The sequence below is a fragment of the Roseovarius sp. B-10 genome (genome assembly GCF_056859295.1).
Genome location: NZ_JBSXOE010000010.1, coordinates 1 through 16,343 on the forward strand (window position 1 = coordinate 1; position 16,343 = coordinate 16,343).

20 protein-coding genes and 1 pseudogene are annotated in these 16,343 nt (G+C 59.0%); 10 read left to right on the forward strand and 11 right to left on the reverse strand.

Annotated features, from left to right (window positions below):
* The first annotated feature begins 195 nt into the window (after positions 1-195).
* The 3 genes from AC13D8_RS00245 to AC13D8_RS00255 all read left to right on the forward strand — a co-directional run bounded on the left by AC13D8_RS00245 (position 196) and on the right by AC13D8_RS00255 (position 2,604).
* The gene (locus tag AC13D8_RS00245) at positions 196-711 is read left to right on the forward strand and encodes a DUF6878 family protein (protein WP_482967165.1); all 516 of its coding nucleotides are present in this window, start codon (positions 196-198) and stop codon (positions 709-711) included.
* Positions 712-884: 173 nt separating this feature from the next.
* Positions 885-1,697 (forward strand): type IV toxin-antitoxin system AbiEi family antitoxin domain-containing protein, encoded by an 813-nt coding sequence (locus AC13D8_RS00250; RefSeq protein ID WP_482967166.1) that lies wholly within the window; start codon positions 885-887, stop codon positions 1,695-1,697.
* A complete protein-coding gene (locus AC13D8_RS00255) occupies positions 1,687-2,604 on the forward strand; it encodes a nucleotidyl transferase AbiEii/AbiGii toxin family protein (protein ID WP_482967167.1) in 918 nt (305 codons plus the stop codon). Before AC13D8_RS00250 ends, AC13D8_RS00255 begins: the two co-directional genes overlap by 11 nt.
* Positions 2,605-2,649: 45 nt before the next feature.
* Here the strand turns inward: AC13D8_RS00255 and AC13D8_RS00260 are convergent, their stop codons facing one another.
* The 10 genes and pseudogenes from AC13D8_RS00260 to AC13D8_RS00305 all read right to left on the reverse strand — a co-directional run bounded on the left by AC13D8_RS00260 (position 2,650) and on the right by AC13D8_RS00305 (position 8,136).
* The gene (locus AC13D8_RS00260) at positions 2,650-2,862 is read right to left on the reverse strand and encodes a hypothetical protein (protein ID WP_482967168.1); all 213 of its coding nucleotides are present in this window, start codon (positions 2,860-2,862) and stop codon (positions 2,650-2,652) included.
* Between the two features lie 36 nt (positions 2,863-2,898).
* Entirely contained in the window at positions 2,899-3,600 is a 702-nt protein-coding gene (locus AC13D8_RS00265) for an RES family NAD+ phosphorylase (RefSeq protein ID WP_482967169.1), read from the reverse strand.
* Positions 3,597-3,998, reverse strand: coding sequence for an antitoxin Xre-like helix-turn-helix domain-containing protein (locus AC13D8_RS00270; RefSeq protein WP_482967170.1), 402 nt, complete (start codon positions 3,996-3,998; stop codon positions 3,597-3,599). The genes AC13D8_RS00265 and AC13D8_RS00270 overlap by 4 nt, the downstream gene beginning before the upstream one ends.
* A gap of 65 nt (positions 3,999-4,063) precedes the next feature.
* Positions 4,064-4,708 carry an antitoxin of toxin-antitoxin stability system gene (locus tag AC13D8_RS00275; RefSeq protein ID WP_482967171.1) on the reverse strand — a complete coding sequence of 215 codons (645 nt, stop codon included), beginning with the start codon at positions 4,706-4,708 and terminating at the stop codon, positions 4,064-4,066.
* The gene (locus tag AC13D8_RS00280; protein WP_482967172.1) at positions 4,701-5,120 is read right to left on the reverse strand and encodes a hypothetical protein; all 420 of its coding nucleotides are present in this window, start codon (positions 5,118-5,120) and stop codon (positions 4,701-4,703) included. Before AC13D8_RS00280 ends, AC13D8_RS00275 begins: the two co-directional genes overlap by 8 nt.
* 64 nt (positions 5,121-5,184) lie before the next feature.
* Positions 5,185-5,382 (reverse strand): hypothetical protein, encoded by a 198-nt coding sequence (locus AC13D8_RS00285; RefSeq protein WP_482967173.1) that lies wholly within the window; start codon positions 5,380-5,382, stop codon positions 5,185-5,187.
* Between the two features lies 1 nt (position 5,383).
* The gene (locus AC13D8_RS00290) at positions 5,384-5,761 is read right to left on the reverse strand and encodes a DUF6915 family protein (protein ID WP_482967174.1); all 378 of its coding nucleotides are present in this window, start codon (positions 5,759-5,761) and stop codon (positions 5,384-5,386) included.
* A gap of 10 nt (positions 5,762-5,771) precedes the next feature.
* Positions 5,772-5,885 (reverse strand): annotated as a pseudogene (locus AC13D8_RS00295) (DUF6878 family protein); the annotation flags it as partial.
* 369 nt (positions 5,886-6,254) lie between these two features.
* Positions 6,255-6,989 carry a hypothetical protein gene (locus tag AC13D8_RS00300; protein ID WP_482967175.1) on the reverse strand — a complete coding sequence of 245 codons (735 nt, stop codon included), beginning with the start codon at positions 6,987-6,989 and terminating at the stop codon, positions 6,255-6,257.
* A gap of 79 nt (positions 6,990-7,068) precedes the next feature.
* Positions 7,069-8,136: a hypothetical protein gene (locus AC13D8_RS00305; RefSeq protein WP_482967176.1), complete on the reverse strand. Its 1,068-nt coding sequence runs from the start codon at positions 8,134-8,136 to the stop codon at positions 7,069-7,071.
* A gap of 226 nt (positions 8,137-8,362) precedes the next feature.
* On the opposite strand from AC13D8_RS00305, the gene AC13D8_RS00310 reads away from it, so the two are divergent.
* The 4 genes from AC13D8_RS00310 (at position 8,363) to repC (ending at position 13,074) form a co-directional block, all read left to right on the forward strand.
* Positions 8,363-9,271 (forward strand): recombinase family protein, encoded by a 909-nt coding sequence (locus AC13D8_RS00310; RefSeq protein ID WP_482967177.1) that lies wholly within the window; start codon positions 8,363-8,365, stop codon positions 9,269-9,271.
* A gap of 341 nt (positions 9,272-9,612) precedes the next feature.
* Positions 9,613-10,812: a plasmid partitioning protein RepA gene (gene repA, locus AC13D8_RS00315; RefSeq protein WP_092838868.1), complete on the forward strand. Its 1,200-nt coding sequence runs from the start codon at positions 9,613-9,615 to the stop codon at positions 10,810-10,812.
* The gene (gene repB / locus AC13D8_RS00320; protein WP_482967178.1) at positions 10,812-11,780 is read left to right on the forward strand and encodes a plasmid partitioning protein RepB; all 969 of its coding nucleotides are present in this window, start codon (positions 10,812-10,814) and stop codon (positions 11,778-11,780) included. Before repA ends, repB begins: the two co-directional genes overlap by 1 nt.
* Before the next feature lie 238 nt (positions 11,781-12,018).
* Entirely contained in the window at positions 12,019-13,074 is a 1,056-nt protein-coding gene (repC, locus tag AC13D8_RS00325; protein ID WP_482967179.1) for a plasmid replication protein RepC, read from the forward strand.
* Between the two features lie 212 nt (positions 13,075-13,286).
* Here repC and AC13D8_RS00330 read toward each other — a convergent pair whose 3' ends face one another.
* On the reverse strand, positions 13,287-14,489 hold the full coding sequence (locus AC13D8_RS00330) for a Fic family protein (protein WP_045685466.1): 1,203 nt from the start codon (positions 14,487-14,489) through the stop codon (positions 13,287-13,289).
* Between the two features lie 278 nt (positions 14,490-14,767).
* Between AC13D8_RS00330 and AC13D8_RS00335 the strand changes: the two genes are divergently transcribed.
* The 3 genes from AC13D8_RS00335 to AC13D8_RS00345 all read left to right on the forward strand — a co-directional run.
* Positions 14,768-15,253 (forward strand): hypothetical protein, encoded by a 486-nt coding sequence (locus tag AC13D8_RS00335; RefSeq protein WP_482967180.1) that lies wholly within the window; start codon positions 14,768-14,770, stop codon positions 15,251-15,253.
* Between the two features lie 40 nt (positions 15,254-15,293).
* A complete protein-coding gene (locus tag AC13D8_RS00340) occupies positions 15,294-16,232 on the forward strand; it encodes an ArdC family protein (protein WP_482967181.1) in 939 nt (312 codons plus the stop codon).
* Between the two features lie 23 nt (positions 16,233-16,255).
* The coding region (locus tag AC13D8_RS00345) for a DUF6330 family protein (protein ID WP_482967182.1) at positions 16,256-16,343 on the forward strand (88 nt) is incomplete at its 3' end.

Below are 16,343 nucleotides of genomic sequence, written 5' to 3' on the forward strand. Positions count from 1 at the left end.
CATCAATCCACATGACCCAGAACAAGCAACCGACCGGGCCTCACAACCCGGGCGCCGGACCCGCCTGTGCGGGTGCTCCATCCCCTCCGGAATACAGGCAGCCGACCGCCAAAATCTGAACCTGATGAATAATGGCGGCTAGGAGGACGAGAGAGCCTCGGGGTTCAGATCCTTTCCCTCATTTCGGAGTTTCCAATGTCCAAGATCGAACCCACCTTGGCCGCGCCGATGGCGCCGTCCAGGATTGATTTCGCCGCCGTGCTGGCTCGGCAGTCCGAGCGTGACGCGCGGATCGCAGCTTTGCGTCCGGCCAACAAGGAGCGCCTCTTCGATGGCCTGACTGCCGCGGGCATCACCCATGTGACCGTGAGCTTTGACGGCTATGGCGATAGCGGCCAGGTTGAAAGCATCGAAGCCTACGCTGGCGACGCCGAAGTCACTTTCCCCAAGACCCAGATCGCCTATGCCGCATTGACCTGGGACGACCCGGAGGTCGAGATGCGGGCGCTTTCACTCGAAGATGTCGTGGAGCAGCTGGCCTACGACTTCCTCTCCGACACCCATGGCGGTTGGGAAACCGAGCGCAGCTGCCAAGCTGTAGGTTGGCAGACTGGACCTTCGGGACATCAGCCTCGGTCAAGCTCCTGTCCGAAGGACCAAGGTCTGGTTCCGGCGGCACGCCGGGAGGTGCACCGCTGCGACCTTCGGTAACCACCGCAAGTCGTAGCCGTCTCTCAACCCAGCGACTTCAGATCTCACACCCCTTGGGGCTAGTCCCTCAGTTCTTTAGAAATGGTGAGATAGGAGCGTCCATAACGCTGGAAAAGCATTCTCATCAAAGAAACCTGTAGATGTCTCTTTGAAAACCTGTCACTTTAGGCATCATGGACACCGCAAGGTCACAGAATCTGAAGAAAGTGCTCGATGCCGTACCCGCCGGGTATCTGGTCGATGCCGCATGGCTCGTCTCGCAAGGCATCGCCTATGAGAGCTTCCGTGACTATGTGAAACGCGGCTGGCTGGAACGCATCGCACGCGGTGTCTTCCGCCGGCCAGTCCCGAATATGCAGGCGTCCAACAGCATCGACTGGAAGACCTGCATCCTTTCGATGCAACATATCATGGGTCATGATTTGCATGTCGGGAGCACGACGGCACTCGGTGAACAAGGACATGCCCATTACCTCCGCCTGGGGGAAAGCGCTCCAGTCTGGGTCTACGGGGACAAGGTCCCGAACTGGCTGATCAAACTGCCGACGGATGCCCCGATCAATATCCGCCCCCGTTCCTTGTTCACCGATCAGAAGCTGGGTGTGATCGAGGGCAATACGACAGGCCAGCCATGGAACTGGGGTCTGACAATGTCGACGCCGGAGCGCGCAATCCTGGAAGCCATGGAGGAGTTGCCCCACCATGAGAGTTTCCACACACTCGACATGGTCTTCGAGAGCCTGACAACCCTGCGCCCAAGGCTGATTTCCGACCTCCTGCAAGCGTGCCAGAAGATCAAGGTAAAGCGTCTGTTCTTCGTCTTCGCCGACCGCCACGATCATCCCTGGCGCAAACGGATCGACCCGCAGGCCTTCGATCTCGGAAGCGGTGACCGAGCCCTAGTCCGAGGTGGCAAAATCCACCCGCGCTATCGGATCATGGTGCCGGAAGATTTCGTGAAACCGGAGGCCGACAGTGGCGCGTGAGACCTATGAAGCCAAGGTTGCACTGCTGGTGCGCGTTCTGCCACATGTCGCGGACGAGAACGTCTTCGCGCTCAAGGGCGGGACGGCCATTAACCTATTTTACCGAGATCTGCCACGGTTGTCGGTCGACATCGACCTGACCTATCTACCGATCAAGGACCGCGCCGAGAGCCTGGACGAGATCAATGCCGCGATGGATCGCATCGCGGCCGCCATCGAGACCGGCATTCGCGGCGCGAAATCTCAGCGTATCCAAGGGGGCGGCGGCGGGGCCACGCGGCTGCTGGCACGCTTTGGGAATGCCGAGATCAAGATCGAAACCTCGCCTGTGACCCGTGGCGTCGTCCACGACCCGGAGGTCCGGACCGTCTCTGCAGCCGTGGAAGATGCCTATGGCTATGCCGAAATGCAGATCGTCTCGTTCGAGGACCTGTTCGCTGGCAAACTGCACGCTGCCCTCGACAGGCAGCATCCACGGGATCTCTACGACGTCACGCTCCTCTACGAAAACGAAGGCCTGACGCAGGACCTCTTCCAGACCTTCCTGATCTATGTCGCCAGTTCGCCGCGCCCGGCGCATGAGCTGCTCGATCCGAACCTGATCGATCTCGAGCAACCCTACGCGCGGGAATTCGAGGGCATGACCAGAACACCCGTCCCTCTCGATACGCTTCTGGCGACGCGCCTGAAGTTGGTCGCCGATCTGCAATCGAGGCTCGATGACCAGGCGAGGCAGTTCCTACTGACGCTTCAGGACGGCGAGCCTGACTTTGCGGCGATCAACCGCTCGCAAGCCGCTGATCTACCGGCCGTGAAGTGGAAAGTCCTCAACCTGAACAAACTGAAGCGCGACAACCCCGAAAAACATGCCGCGCATCGCGACGCCTTGTTGAAGCTCTTGGGCTGAGCCACGCCCAGCACCGTCGCGAGGGGCGCTTTGCGTTGGCCATCCTCATCGCGTCGATGAGAGGCGCCGAAGACGGGTGAACTCAGTCGGCGCTTCCAAGCCCTGCGTTTCGCTGAAATGACCGCGTTTTTGCCCGATGAAAGGCAGAGCGCAGGGCTTCGGTCGCAAAAGCGGCGAGTCTATCGCTTCAAAGAAGCGCTCATGGTCGATCTGCTTGAGACCGGTGCGGTCTGGGCTTTCGATATCAGGCGTTGCCATCTTTATAGGCCTCCTGGCCAAGTACGGTTTTGCGGATCAGCCGACGGCCGCAATCGAGTAGTGCGGTGTCCCATCCCACACAAGATCCCAAGACGCGCTAGGACGAACGTTCTGAATTGCGTGGGGCTCGAAGCAGACCAAGCAATTCCCGCCCGGTGCAGGAGCCCGGACCGAAGGGTAAATCAGGCCCTTGGATCCGCCCCGACGCAGATGCTGTGCCAGGCTTTGGCCCTCGGGATACCCGACAGCCGGATCCGGATGCAGCGCCGGATGACCTGCCTCATCGGTCATGTCGTCGAAGACGCCGATGAAGTCGGCCAGCAATTCCACATAACGGGCGCTGTCGTGGAAGCTGCCGGTAAAACCGAGTTCGCGTGTGCGGTGCCAGGCCACTTCGCTGACAGAAACCATCACATCCCATGCGCAGTACCACGCGCCGCGCTCCTCGGCGTTGAAGCGGTTTCCGCCGGCGCGAGTGTAGGTGAAGGCGGCATTGACGTGACTGTCCCCATAGATGCGCAGATCGCGGCTGCGGCGCTGCCAAGCGAGTTCGCGCGGATCCAGATGCGGGTTGCGCCCTCGTTCGGCCTGTAGACGGCCACTGGTCAGGCCCTCGATCTCTGCCAAGATCTCCATCTCGTCATCGGTATCGACGAGACCGCGCAGGGATGGCGGCTTGTGGTAGGTAGCGGGCAGGAGACGAACGAGACCGCGATCGGAAATCTCGGTCTGCTTCATGCCCCGCCACGCAACGCATCAAGATAGGTCCGAACCGCGAGGATCTGCGGCAAACCCCCGTCGATGGCGGTGTCAACTGGCCGGCTGCCCCCAAACAGCGGACCGGTGTTCGGTCGGGTGAACCAGCTTCGCGCGAGCGGCTCGGAGAAATAGAGCTCGAGCGACTTGTAAATGCCGATCACCGCACTGAGCCGCAGCAGTTGGTCCTTGGTAAGCTCCCCCGCGAAACCCGGCTTCTTGGCGCGCTTCCAGGTGCTCTCCGACATATCGGCAAGGCTCGCCGCTTCCTTGAGGCTGAGACCCCAGGCTTCGACCACGCGCGCATAAGCTTTCAACGCGACTGCGTTGATCTCTGCGAGTTCCCGGATTTTCTCTGCGACGTACATGGTACCCTCCACTGGCTTCAGTATAGTCCATATGGTCTTATTGTAAAGATCAAATGAACCCTGCGCCTTGATTCCCGTTACCCGAACCGGCGCCCTCCTTCGGTGAACGTATACGCATTCACGATGATCCCCTCCTCGATAGCCTCGTCCGAGGTGAGGTGGTCGTATTCGGTCTCAAGCCGGCGGTAGAGCCAGCGGGCCAGATCACGCAGCGCCTCGGTCACGACGTCTTCCGCGTCCTCGGTCGGCGGCTGCCAGGTCGGGCTGTTGCGCGAGACGTCCACCGACATGGTATATTGGTGGTAATAGCGGCCACGGTGGCTGGCCTCCGCGGCGAGCTGGTAGAAGTTCCGCCGCTGGATGGCCTGCAGCCGGTCGGCAATTTCATGCAGCGTCGCATCGGTCGGGGCGTAGTCCCGGATGCGCGCGGCCGCACCCTTGACGTGGGACCAATAGCCCTCGAAGCAGGCCCCGTCGCCCTGGCTCCAGAAGCCGGAAAACCAGATGCAGGGCTTGGCCCGCGTCCCGCCGCCCATCAGGCGGAGGGGCGTGGTCTTCAGGCGGATACCGAGGATTTCGCAGACTCGCTCGAAATCCTCGTAGACCGCGTCCCACCAATCGTCATGGGGGCCGAGCTCGCGATACCAGCTGCGCGCCCTCTCCTTGGCGGCATCCGAGAGTTCGGGGAACTGGTAGACGGTGGTGCAGATGATCTCAGGCATGTGCGTCCTCCCCGTTCAGCGCCGCGACCAACCATTCTTGCGTGCTGGACCAGCCGATGGATTTACGAGCGCCAAGATCGATGGCATGCGCACCGCCGCCAAAGGCGTCGAGCCGCGGCCGGGAGCAGGTCAGAGCATACTGGAACCCCCAAAGGCCGGTGAGGTCGAGGTCTTCGGCGAGCCGCAAGACGAAGCGGATGACGGCTTCGACATCGCCGTGTTCGTCGTCATGGATCCAGAGGCTGCTGCCCTCGGGGGCATCCTGGTGCACGAGATCGAAACCAGCGACATCTGGGTCGTCAGCGTCCTGATCCGCAGCGCGAAGTTCCTCGAACAGCTTAAGCGCGCGGGCCGCCTTGTCGGGGGTGCCGACGTCGAGCAGGCATGAGAAGTGAGTGAAGTAATCCGCCATGGGGACCTCCTGAATGGGGAAAACCCGGCCAAGAGGCCGGGGATGATGGGTCGGCCGGGAGCGATCAGCCGATCGGCGTGTCGTCTGCCGCCTGTCGTGCGGCATGCGCGGAGAGCATTTGCCGGTAGAAACGCTTGCGCGCCGTCCGGAGGCCGCAAACGGCGCGCGTTTTGGGGTGCAGCGCCCGAACCGCCGCGCGAACCACTGCCAGTGGCGAAGCGGTCGGCGGCAAGCCAAGACTTAGATAAGTGGGATCGGTCATGTCACATGACCTCGACCACGAGCGAAGCGAGATGCGGATCGACCTGTGCCTCGATCCGTTCGGTTCGACCCATCCAAGGCTCGGGCCGAATGGCCTTCACCCAATCGGCGAAGCTCGGGATGAAGCCGAGGTCCTCCTTCACATGCTGCTCGCCGACCCAGCGGGTCGGGATGACGCGCCCGGTCGAGAGCGTAAGGGTCGGGCCGAAAATCGTCTCGGCCATGAAGATGCCCTCGGCATGGTGGCGCAGCGCCCGGTGCCGGAAGTCCGCTGTGATCTCCTTGCTCTGGTCGAACCAGGCATGCACCGCCATGAAATCCTCGACCGTGCCGCCCCATTTCTTCACCGAGGACAGGGCGTGGTGGTAGGGATGTGCCATCTCCGCCCCCTCAGAAATCGTGCGTGTAGAGTTCGGACGAGGTGAAGCGCTCGTTGAACTCGAGGTGAATGGAGCGAGCGCGCGCGTCGAAGCAGAATTCGCCGTAAGCCCCGTCGTTGTTTTCAGACGCCAGCAGCGTGACGGTTGAGCGTGCGCGGGTCATTGCCACATACATGATCCGCCGTTCTTCGGCGTGTTGGAATGGCTCTCCTTCAGGGCAAACTTTGGGCGGGTGCTGACCGACTGGTACGAAGGAGCTGATGATGGCCGACGCGATGCCCCGAAGAGTTCTCCAACCAATCCGAAAACGGCCGCACCGAACAGCCACTCAATCATCGCATAGACCGCCCACTATCAACTGTCGAAACGAAGCACTGGCGGCGCCAAGTGGCCATTGGTCGACCGAAAACGGTCGGCTACGAGGCGAAGTCTTCTGGAGGCTGTTCGTTTCATCGTGCAAGCGAGATCGCGCTGTCGGCGGTCTGTTTTGCATTCAGACTTCGAAGAAGCGCTTTACGCCCAGAAGCGGCGCTGCGTTCTCTCCCAGGTAGGATTTCTTGATTGTGTAGCCGACCACACTGCAGCGCGCCATCTTTCCGAGTTTGCTTGCCATTCCGGACCGGCTGAGAGCCAAGCTGAAATCATTCAGACCATCGGTGATCTGGTCGGCAGCAGACCCTTCGACAAGTCGATCTAGGCCGCCCCGGTAGAAACTTGAGGCTATTCCCGTTCGACGAATGAAGGCTTGCACATATTCGTCTTCGCTGGAACTTGCTGCGTCCAGTTCATAGGCGATGACATCCATCGTAGCACCATACTTGATGCTGACGGCGCTAACAAAACGACACGCACAGACCATTAAGATCGGTGGGAGAAAGCCGGTTTCGACTGAGCCTGCGGCCAACGCGGCAAGGTTGTCCATTCCGAAACCGGCCCGATCGGCACCCTCCAACATGTAAAGCTGCTGCTCTGCTTTGGGATGACCAATAGCCGCCGCCTTGTAGAAATTGTCCGCTGCGGCATCTAGATCGAAGGTGGGCAGATAGCCGCCTCCGTGCAGGAGGAACAAGTTGTAATACGCTGAACCGTGCTCTCCTTCTGCTGCGCGGTTGAAGTGATGATAAGCGCCTTGAAAGTCTTTCGCCGTCATCGCCATGACGCCTGACCTGTAAGCGTCCTCAGCCGTTGCGTCTGAGCTTCTGAAAAATTGCTTTCCGAAAAGTGCCATTCAAAAATACTTCTCTACCATGAGTTTGGATTTCCCAATTTGCGTTGATCTAGAGGCGTAAGCCATTGAAAGTCAAACACTAGACTGTTGCCCGCCACATCCTGAATCGTCCTTGTTGCGTCACTTCTCGGATCAGGCCTCGCTCTTCCATCCATGCGAGGTTCCTTTGAACAGCCGCGCGACTTGCGCCTGTTAGGGCCTCCGCCATTGGGGCCGACACCAAAGGCCACTCAGTCAACACAGACCGAAGAGCGGCCGGAGTTCTGCCCGAAAGCTGAGACATGGCTCCTTCCGCCCGAACACTCCATGTTTGGGTACCATCTAGATGACGCATCGCCGTTAGAATTGCGCTGTTCATCCCATCCAGCCAGCGGGCCAAACGTTCGGGCGGCAAGCCCGAAACACGCAGCCCCCCTGCCCCGCCCATGGCGAGCGGTGCGAAGATGGCGCCGCTTCCATCGCTGGCCGCGATCCTGGACGCGGTGACGGCGGCTTCCATCTGGTCGCCGTGCTGTCCGAGGCCGGCGAGGCTCCAGAGATGAAAGCCCATGCAAGCCCGCGTGATTGGGTGGAGCTCGGCTGCTGCGGCCATTACGTCCAGCCATCCGCCCGCGCGATCTTCGAAACGCTCAGCGCTGCCTTCAATGTTCTCGGGATCGCGGCGATCCAGAAAGGCGGCCAAGTTAGCCTTCGGTCCGGGACCACCTGTCAGGCGCCGAACAGCCCATCCAACTCTTGCCAGGGCATTTGGGTCATCCTGTGCACCTGACAGCCGCATCGATATCCAAAGCGCCAGACGATCAGAACTCACCCGATCCCCTGCGAACCAGCTAAGGTCCGCTGCCTCGATAAGAGCGAGGCGATGCCGCCAGCCTTCCGGGCCACGCAGCAGCCGGTCATCCAGAGCACCCAGGCGTCCGGCCACTCTTGCCAGTCGCGCAGCGTGAACGCCTTCTGCCTTTGCCCAGTCTTCGATGGCGGCAGTGTCCGGCGGTTCTGCCCGTGGCCCGGGAGGCAAATCATCCGGTGCTTCTTCGAGTGGTCCCGGCAGAAACCAGAGATCCTCTTCGTGAGCCTCTTCATCCTCCTCGATAGTGATGAGGTGGTCATCGAAATCATCAGTCAAGGCGGATGCTTGGGGCTTCATACGTGCAAAATACTGTTCTTTTGCATATTACCCAAGTGATTTCGTGGCGGTTGCCATTGCTCTTTATGTAGTATGCGCGCGCGACTGCCGGTGGAACCTCTCAGATCGCGCTCAGCGCAAGGAAACCAAGGGTTTTGGGATGAGCACGAAGAGAGAGCACCTACTTGCATTCGTTCACAAACGGTCGTTTATTGGATGTAACTTAAATTGCAAACGGGTCGATTTCATGCCCCTGATAGGCTATGCGCGCGTCTCCACCGAGGATCAGACCCCCCTGCCCCAGTCTGAGGCCCTGCAAACAGCGGGATGCGTCGAAATCCATGAAGAGCACGCCTCAGGCGGCAATCGCGCGCGTCCGGTGCTTGCCCGCGTACTGGAGCGCATCAGCAAGGGCGACACGCTGGTTGTCGTTCGGATCGACCGACTTGCGCGGTCTCTGTCGCACCTTCTCGAGGTGATCGAGCGGTTAGAGACGAAGGGTGCCTTCTTCCGCTCGCTCCAGGACCCGATCGACACGTCCTCACCGCAGGGCAAGTTTACGCTGCAGGTTCTGGGCGCCGCGGCGGAGTTCGAGCGCGCACTGATCCGCGAGCGGACAAAGGCGGGACTTGCCTCGGCGCGCGCCAAGGGCCGCGTGGGCGGAAATCCCGGGCTTCGCGCCAAGGACCCCGCCGCGCTGCGCAAGGTGCGGCTGGCGCGGCAAGACGGCTACATGGAGCGCTTGAATGAGACCGCGCAGGATTGGGTGCCGCATGTCCGCCGGTTGCGCCCCGACTTGGCCTGGGAAGACGTGTTGCGCATCATCAACGGCCCCCTGCCCGAGGCGCGTCGCTGGACCCAAAGCCGTCTTTTGCGCGCCGTGAAGGCCTATGTCCGCGACGGCTTCCTGCCTGCCGAGGTACTGGCCCGCGCCGGGCGCCGCGAAACGGACGATCGCTTGCCCGCCATCGTCGCTGCCATCAAGGGCGCGGATCCCGACATTACGCTTCAGGCGATCTGCACCCGCCTGAAAGCGATGCGCGAGCGCACGCCACGCGGGCGGACAAGCTGGCAGCCGTCTTCGGTGAAAATGCTGTTGGAGCGGGCGGAACGACTTGGCCTCATGCCGTACGAATCGAGCCAAGATCAGGTGTAGCTTCTGACCCGAATCCAAAGAATTCCGCCGGGAGAAAACTCCGCAGGAGGCAGAAAGTGCCATTAGTTGCTTGGGGTTAGCTGCTATTGTGCCAACTCAACAGAGTAGCGGCTCGATTCGGTTAGATCTGCATTTAATATATCTATATCAATGACTTGCTGAGTTTTTTACGCGGCAACACCTATAGGTGCTGTGGATAACTTTTGCACTACATCTAGATTCTTCTTGCCGGACTCGGTGGATCGTGGCATTCCCATCCTGACGGCAAATTGCGTCAGACACGTTGTGCGTCGTCAAAATGATCAAGAGCCTTAACAGAGGCCAAGAGCGGGCGGCAGGATATGGATGATCGAAACGTTGGATATGCGCAAGGCATAGGCTCTTCTGACATCGGCACGTTTGCCGACAATCTGGCCGAGTCCTTGGATCGGCAGATGAAGATCGCCTTCGAACCCGAAGAGCGTAAAGCCTTGCGGCGTTTCAGCTCGACCGAAGTTGCCGGTCTCCTGCGCGTAAGCACATCTAACCTGCGCAACCGGCACAAAGACGGTAGCTTCCCGGAAGTGCATACTGATAACCGCGGGCACCGCTTCTACACAGCCCAAGAAGTGGACGAACTGCGCAACATCTTGGAGCGCACAGGAAAGAACGCCGAATCGTATCGGCCAGGTCGACGCGATGGTGACCGACTTCAGGTGCTATCGGTCGTCAATTTCAAAGGTGGTTCGTCGAAAACAACAGCGACGATACATCTTGCACAGCGTTATGCCTTGCGCGGCTACCGTGTTTTGGTCCTGGATCTCGATCCGCAAGCAAGTTTGACCACATTTTTCGGCTTTCGCCCTGAGCTCGAGTTCGCCGAGGGCGGAACAATCTATGATGCTCTGAGATATGAGGATCAGGTTCCGCTCTCTGACGTGATCCAAAAGACCTACTTTCACAAACTCGACATGGTTCCGGCGGGCTTGATGCTCTCGGAGTACGAAACCGAGACAGCAAACGCGCTCGCCCGTCGGATGCAGCCCATTTTTGCGGAGCGCCTCGCCTTGGCGCTCGAGGAGGTAGAGGCAGATTACGACATCGTATTGATCGACTGCCCTCCTCAACTCGGCTTTCTGACTCTCACGGCATTGGCGGCCTCTACGGGGCTCCTCGTAACCGTCGTACCAGGCATGCTCGACATCGCTTCCATGAGCCAATTCCTGAAACTTGCGTCAGAAACGGTAAAGGCCGTGGAAGAAGCGATTGGACGGCGTGTGACATGGGATTTCGTCAAATTCCTGATCACAAGGTATGAGCCGTCAGACGGGCCACAGACCCAAATGGCTGGCTACCTGAGATCAATTCTCGCCGGCCAGGTCATGACTGAACCCATGCTGAAGTCTACCGCAATCTCTGACGCCGGAATGACCCAGCAAACCGTATACGAAGTTGATCCCGGCCAGTTCATCAGGAAAACGATTGATCGCGCTCTGACCAGCGTGAACGGCGTTGCCGATGAACTGGAGCAGACGATCCAAATGGCATGGGGGCGTCGCTGATGGCCAGAAACATTTTCAACCAACCTCCGAAGGACGAAAAAGAGAGCGCGGCTCCCTCCCCTACCCTGGAAAAAGCTGCAAAGCTGCCCGGCTCTGTTGGCGGATTGCGGGACTCCTTGCGCGAAATCACGGCCAATTCGATCCGGGACATCGAACCCGATCAGATTGACATGGGTGGCCTTCGCGATCGGTTGGTGCTGGAAGATACGAGTATCGACGAGCTTGCCGAGAGCATTCGCAAGCATGGCCAACAAGTGCCGATCATGGTCCGCCCATCGGGCCAACCCGACAGATACCGCATCATCTACGGTCGCCGTAGACTGGCGGCGATTCGCAAGATCGGAGGAACGGTCAAGGCAATCGTTCGCACATTGGACGACGACGCCTCGCTTATCGCACAGGGTCAAGAGAACAACCTTCGACTTGATCCGTCTTTCATAGAAAAATCTCTGTTTATCAGAGAGATGCAGGAAATTGGTTATAAACCCGGCGTCATTCAGGATGCTTTGGGATTAACCCGGCAAGGCGTGTCCAACCACCGGGTCGTTATCGATCAACTGCCTGATGGGCTTGTTCAGCTTATCGGGCCGGCACATGGCATCGGAAGACGGCAGTGGGGTGATCTAGCGGCCCTATCGGGAAAGGTAGACTTGGTGAATTCGGCCAAAGAGGTGATCGCCGCCCTGCCCGACGACACTCCAAGCCCCGAGAGATTTCAGGCGGTCTATTCTGCTTGCTCGCACAAGGCGCGTGCAGACAAAAAACTGACCAGTCGCGGCGTGACGTCCGTCGTCAAGAATGAGAGCGGCGACACTGTCGGAACGCTGACAGTCGATCAGAAAGCGATCGCCATCAAGATCGCCAAAAAGGACAATCCGGAATTCGGCCAGTGGCTCGAGGAGCGTGCGGAAGCTACGCTTTTGCAACTCTTCGATGAGTGGCGGAATGAGAGCGGCTCTGGGTCCTAACCCAGGCCACATAGAGGAACCCGAGCAAAGGAGAAAAGCGAAGACCAGAAAGAAAAGAGCCCCCCAAAGTTTCCCCTGGAGAGCCCTCATCATTCGATTTGCACTCATGATGTAGCAACCTCCAGCAAACCGGTCAAGAGTCACCGATTCGGTGAACCGATTTTTATTGCCTTTTCCCAGATAAAATCTTGGGAGGAGACAGGGAAGCTGTGGGCCGAACGGTCATCGTGAACAAACCATGGCATTTACAAAACTGTCGATCGATGCCGCAGGTGCTGATGCAACCCGCGGCTCATTTCCCCCATCCGAAACCGACGTCTGGACCATCTTCAGGGCTCTGAGAGACGCGCGCAGCGTGTTCGGGCTTCGCCCTGGCCACATCCAGACCCTTCAAGCAATGCTCAGCTTTTTGAAACCTGGCCACGGCGAAACGGTATTTGCGTCCAACTACACCATTTGCCAGCGCGTTGGCGGGATCGACGAACGGACACTCCGCAGGCACATCAACCGCTTCGTTGAACTCGGATTCATCAAGCGCAATGACAGCTCGAACCGAAAGCGCTACCGCGTACGCTCATCCGGCGGGAAGTGCATCAGTTATGGATTGTCTCTCGCCCCCCTGCTCCAACGTGCGAGCGAGCTTATCGCCATCGCGCAAGAGATAGAGAATAACCGGCGCGATCGGATATTTGTCCGCAAACAGATCCTTACAAAGCTCGCCCATTTGGAAGAGCATGATCCCAGCAACACATTCATCAACCACGCACGGAAAGCTCTACGCAGGAAGCTAAGCCTCCCCGAATATCACGCACTGCTCGCCAGTACAGACGCTGAATGCCAGAGTTTATCTACCCCAGATGACCCACCAGAAACTATGGAATTGCCCGCCAATGACGGACAAACTGTCCGGCACCAATCTAAGTCTATAAAAGAAAATAAAGATTTAGATAACGACATGGCCGATGAAAAACTGAAGCCACACTTGCTGACCTCAGTCTGCGATCAGGCAACATCCTTCTCCACAGAGAGACTTAGAAACTGGTTCGACATTGAAAACCACGCTCGAACACTTGCACCCATGATGGGCATTCACCCAGAAACATTTGAGAAAGCAAAGAATGCTGTAGGAGCCCAGAAAGCATCATGCGCGATCTTCATCATGCTACAGCTTGGAAAAAGCATCAGGGATTTTGGAGCGTATTTCCACAGTATCACCTTGGGTCAAAGGCAAAACCAATTTGATCCATTAGCTTTGATCAAGCGACTGTCCGAAACCAATGAGCGAACCGTCTAATGTCCACCGCGGTGGACTTCCAACGGGAGGCGGCGCTTATGGCAATCACAACTGACCAAAAGCACCTAGCGACGCGTGGTGGTTGTTCAGTTTATCTCAGACCAGCAGATGTCCACCGCGGTGGACAAGTGCCACACGAGCGACCCTTGATGGAAATCTCGCCACCCATGAAAGAAATCGGCGGCCAGGCATTACACCCTAAATGCCTAAAGTTATTGTGGGAGGTCACCGTCTCCAAAGAGGTTTGGAAAGAGCCGCTCTCGATAATCCAACGGAAACGCCAACCGAACTGGCGTCTTCGGCGAGGCGGACGTCATGTATCCGGCGGCGGTCAGTTTACTCAGCGTGTTGCGAGCAGTACGCTCGGACGTCTTGAGCACAATCTGCGCATCGCCTCGTTCCAGTGCCCCATGCCGAAGAACCGCCGAGATTAGTTCCGGCGCTCGCTTGTCATCGATGGTATCTGCAACAAGACGACGATACCGTTGGTCTAGTCCGCCGAGATCGAACAATCTTGCTGAGAAGGTGATCTGGTCGAGCGTCACCTTTAGGAACCATTCACTAAACGTCTTCAGTGCCGCTTCTGACAGGTTCCCCCGTCCGTCGCGGTCTCCGCGGCGTGGACTGTCGGCCAGATCCATCATCCGTTTGTACTCGCCCCGATCGGTTAGCCCGCGGGCCAGCCCACGTGATACGGACCAGAGCCCTTGGCCACCAATCCCCGCTGTGAGGGCCATGGCATGAGACATCAGTCTGCTGACACGGCCGTTACCATCCGGGAAAGGGTGGATGTAGTTGAGCCGGTGATGTGCAGAGGCGATCGCGATGATCCGTCCGCTCGAAGACCGCGCCGCAATCTGAAATCGTTTGTCGAAATGGTCCATGAATGCCGCGACGCGCGACGATGAAGGAGGTAGGTGGCGCCCGACCGCAACTTCCCGATCATCATCCTGGCGCATGCGTCCCGGAACGATGGGCTCTTGTGTGCCGTCGGGATGTTCGATGACCCGAAACTCATCCGGCATCTCGTCGTAGAAGCTCTTATGGACCCAAGTCAGGAATTCGACGGATGTGGGGCGGGGCAGGGTGCCCTTGCGATGCATCTCGTCGATGGCCCGTTGAACGATGACGTGCGCCCGGGCCTCAAGGGCTAGGGGACGGGTTTCTTCCTCAAGCTCGGCACCAGCCAGCGCCCTTTCGATGTCGCGGGGGCGCGTGTTGTGTCCTTCGATCAGGTTGGAGTAGTAGCAGTTCATCACACGGACGAGATCGGCAAGTTCGGCTGCGCTGTCAGGATGCAACCCTTGTCCCAGCCCGGTGGCTTCCCTCTGGATGTCGACCGAAAGGTCTGCAAGTTCTGTGGGAATATGCTCCTCGAAGAAGCAGGGTTCGATCCTGGCGGGTGTTTCCAGCATTTTTGCCGATCTTCCATGTTTGCAAAGTAATTGAAAAATAAACACATTTCGTACTTTCAAGCAAGGTTTTGCCGATATGCGTTGCCGATCTTGGGTGCCGATCTAGAATTGCTGCATGAAATCAATGGCTTCGGCAGATGTGCCGGGCTTCTCAGTTTTGTTGTGTGCCCAAAGGGGCCGGAAAAAGAGAAAGTTTTCTTCGGGTTTTGTGACTGACGGATGAGGGCCTTTGGGGTCCCTCAGATGGGTCCGGACCGGGTTCCGGTCTGCCGTTCCTGATGAAGGGCATTCCGATGCAAACAGGTGTCTTGCGCATGGTGCGCGCGACCGCTGCCTCGTGGTGGCGGCATGGAGAGCTGCGCCGAAATGGCCAGACGTTGCTGGCACAGCGGCTCGAACGCCAGACCGTCCTGCGTGATCTCGGCCATCTCAGACAGGCGGCGTCATTGCCAAACGCGCATGTGATCTGCGGAGAGGGCGGCACGTTCATCCATCTCGGTTGGACCACCGTGTCGACCTTCGCGCCGATCGAGCGCTTTCCCTTGGCCGCCCTCGCGGTCGCACGAGGAACCTCGTTCATCGACGTCCGGCCCGTCACTGATGTGATTGCCTTCGCGAACCTGCCGCGGGTGACGCGGGACGGATCGGTCGACCCTGAACCCTGGGGTCCTGGCAAGTCCGTCTCGCTGATCACCTACATCGACATGGTCGAAGTGCTTGGTGCCAAGATCGTCAACGATCCGCGGCCCCGTCAGTCAGTCTGATCACCACTCCCTCTCATCAACACTCGAAAGGAGGCCAGCCATGGCCCGATCCCGCACGCCCAAATTTGATGCCTCCGAGGTCATCACGAACGAAATCATCCGCATCATCGAGCGCGGCGTCCTGCCGTGGCGCAAGCCATGGACCGCAGGGGGCAGCTCTCGTCCCCTGCGCGTGGGCGGAGAACCCTACCAGGGGGTGAACAACTTCCTGCTGACGATGCGGACCGTGATGGCGGGCCACAGCTCGCCCTTCTGGATGACGTTGCCGCAAGCCAATGCCTTGGACGCAAAGGTTCGCAAGGGCGAGAAGTCCTCTGTCGTCGTTTACTACGGTCAAAGCCGGAGAGACGCCGGCGATGAGCATGATCACAGCGACGGGGATGATCACTCCGAGGAAGCCCGTATATTCCGCTTCCAGAAATCCTACCGCGTGTTCAATGCCTGCCAGATCGAGGGCTTGCCCGACAGTTTCTACCCTGACCCGGAGCCCGTGCCCGAGCATCCGCCGTCCGAGCCCATCCCGCACATGCAGGCGTTTTTCGATGCCATCGACATCACGACCGTCTTCACAGGAACGGAAGCGTACTACCTGCCGCCCGTGGACAAGGTTTACATGCCGTCCATCACGCGGTTCCAGGACCCGCGCAATTTCTACGGGGTCTGGGCCCATGAGCTGGCCCACGCCACGAAAGCCCCGCATCGACTGAACCGCGATTTCGGGTTCTCGAAGTTCGGCAACACCTCTTACGCGCGCGAGGAGATCGTCGCGGAACTGACCTCGGTGTTCCTGGGTCAGACGCTCGGCTTCACGGCGCATACGCTCGAGATGAACGCGGCGTATCTCTACAATTGGCTGCGCGTTCTGCGCTCGGACAAGGGCGCCATCTTCAAGCACGCCGCTGACGCGCAGCGCGCCTGTGATTACCTGATCGCACGGTCAGAGGCGGGTAGGGCAGGGCGCAGTGCCGAGGCCGCCTGACCACACGGAGAACGGAGACACCCATGTCACGTAAGGAACCCAAAACGCTGCGGGTGGCCTGCTTCAACGACGGCCGCCGCAAGATCATCACCTTCAAGCGCGGTGCCTATT

What these genes read in the sequence shown, in the direction of transcription:
- AC13D8_RS00340 (WP_482967181.1), top strand. Translation starts at nt 15,294, where the DNA reads ATGGCCCGATCCCGCACGCCCAAATTTGATGCCTCCGAGGTCATCACG.
- AC13D8_RS00280 (WP_482967172.1), bottom strand. Translation starts at nt 5,120, where the DNA reads ATGGCGGATTACTTCACTCACTTCTCATGCCTGCTCGACGTCGGCACC.
- AC13D8_RS00310 (WP_482967177.1), top strand. Translation starts at nt 8,363, where the DNA reads ATGCCCCTGATAGGCTATGCGCGCGTCTCCACCGAGGATCAGACCCCC.
- AC13D8_RS00305 (WP_482967176.1), bottom strand. Translation starts at nt 8,136, where the DNA reads ATGAAGCCCCAAGCATCCGCCTTGACTGATGATTTCGATGACCACCTC.
- AC13D8_RS00285 (WP_482967173.1), bottom strand. Translation starts at nt 5,382, where the DNA reads ATGACCGATCCCACTTATCTAAGTCTTGGCTTGCCGCCGACCGCTTCG.
- AC13D8_RS00245 (WP_482967165.1), top strand. Translation starts at nt 196, where the DNA reads ATGTCCAAGATCGAACCCACCTTGGCCGCGCCGATGGCGCCGTCCAGG.
- repB (WP_482967178.1), top strand. Translation starts at nt 10,812, where the DNA reads ATGGCCAGAAACATTTTCAACCAACCTCCGAAGGACGAAAAAGAGAGC.
- AC13D8_RS00250 (WP_482967166.1), top strand. Translation starts at nt 885, where the DNA reads ATGGACACCGCAAGGTCACAGAATCTGAAGAAAGTGCTCGATGCCGTA.
- repC (WP_482967179.1), top strand. Translation starts at nt 12,019, where the DNA reads ATGGCATTTACAAAACTGTCGATCGATGCCGCAGGTGCTGATGCAACC.
- AC13D8_RS00290 (WP_482967174.1), bottom strand. Translation starts at nt 5,761, where the DNA reads ATGGCACATCCCTACCACCACGCCCTGTCCTCGGTGAAGAAATGGGGC.
- AC13D8_RS00265 (WP_482967169.1), bottom strand. Translation starts at nt 3,600, where the DNA reads ATGAAGCAGACCGAGATTTCCGATCGCGGTCTCGTTCGTCTCCTGCCC.
- AC13D8_RS00300 (WP_482967175.1), bottom strand. Translation starts at nt 6,989, where the DNA reads ATGGCACTTTTCGGAAAGCAATTTTTCAGAAGCTCAGACGCAACGGCT.
- AC13D8_RS00275 (WP_482967171.1), bottom strand. Translation starts at nt 4,708, where the DNA reads ATGCCTGAGATCATCTGCACCACCGTCTACCAGTTCCCCGAACTCTCG.
- AC13D8_RS00330 (WP_045685466.1), bottom strand. Translation starts at nt 14,489, where the DNA reads ATGCTGGAAACACCCGCCAGGATCGAACCCTGCTTCTTCGAGGAGCAT.
- AC13D8_RS00260 (WP_482967168.1), bottom strand. Translation starts at nt 2,862, where the DNA reads ATGGCAACGCCTGATATCGAAAGCCCAGACCGCACCGGTCTCAAGCAG.
- AC13D8_RS00335 (WP_482967180.1), top strand. Translation starts at nt 14,768, where the DNA reads ATGAAGGGCATTCCGATGCAAACAGGTGTCTTGCGCATGGTGCGCGCG.
- repA (WP_092838868.1), top strand. Translation starts at nt 9,613, where the DNA reads ATGGATGATCGAAACGTTGGATATGCGCAAGGCATAGGCTCTTCTGAC.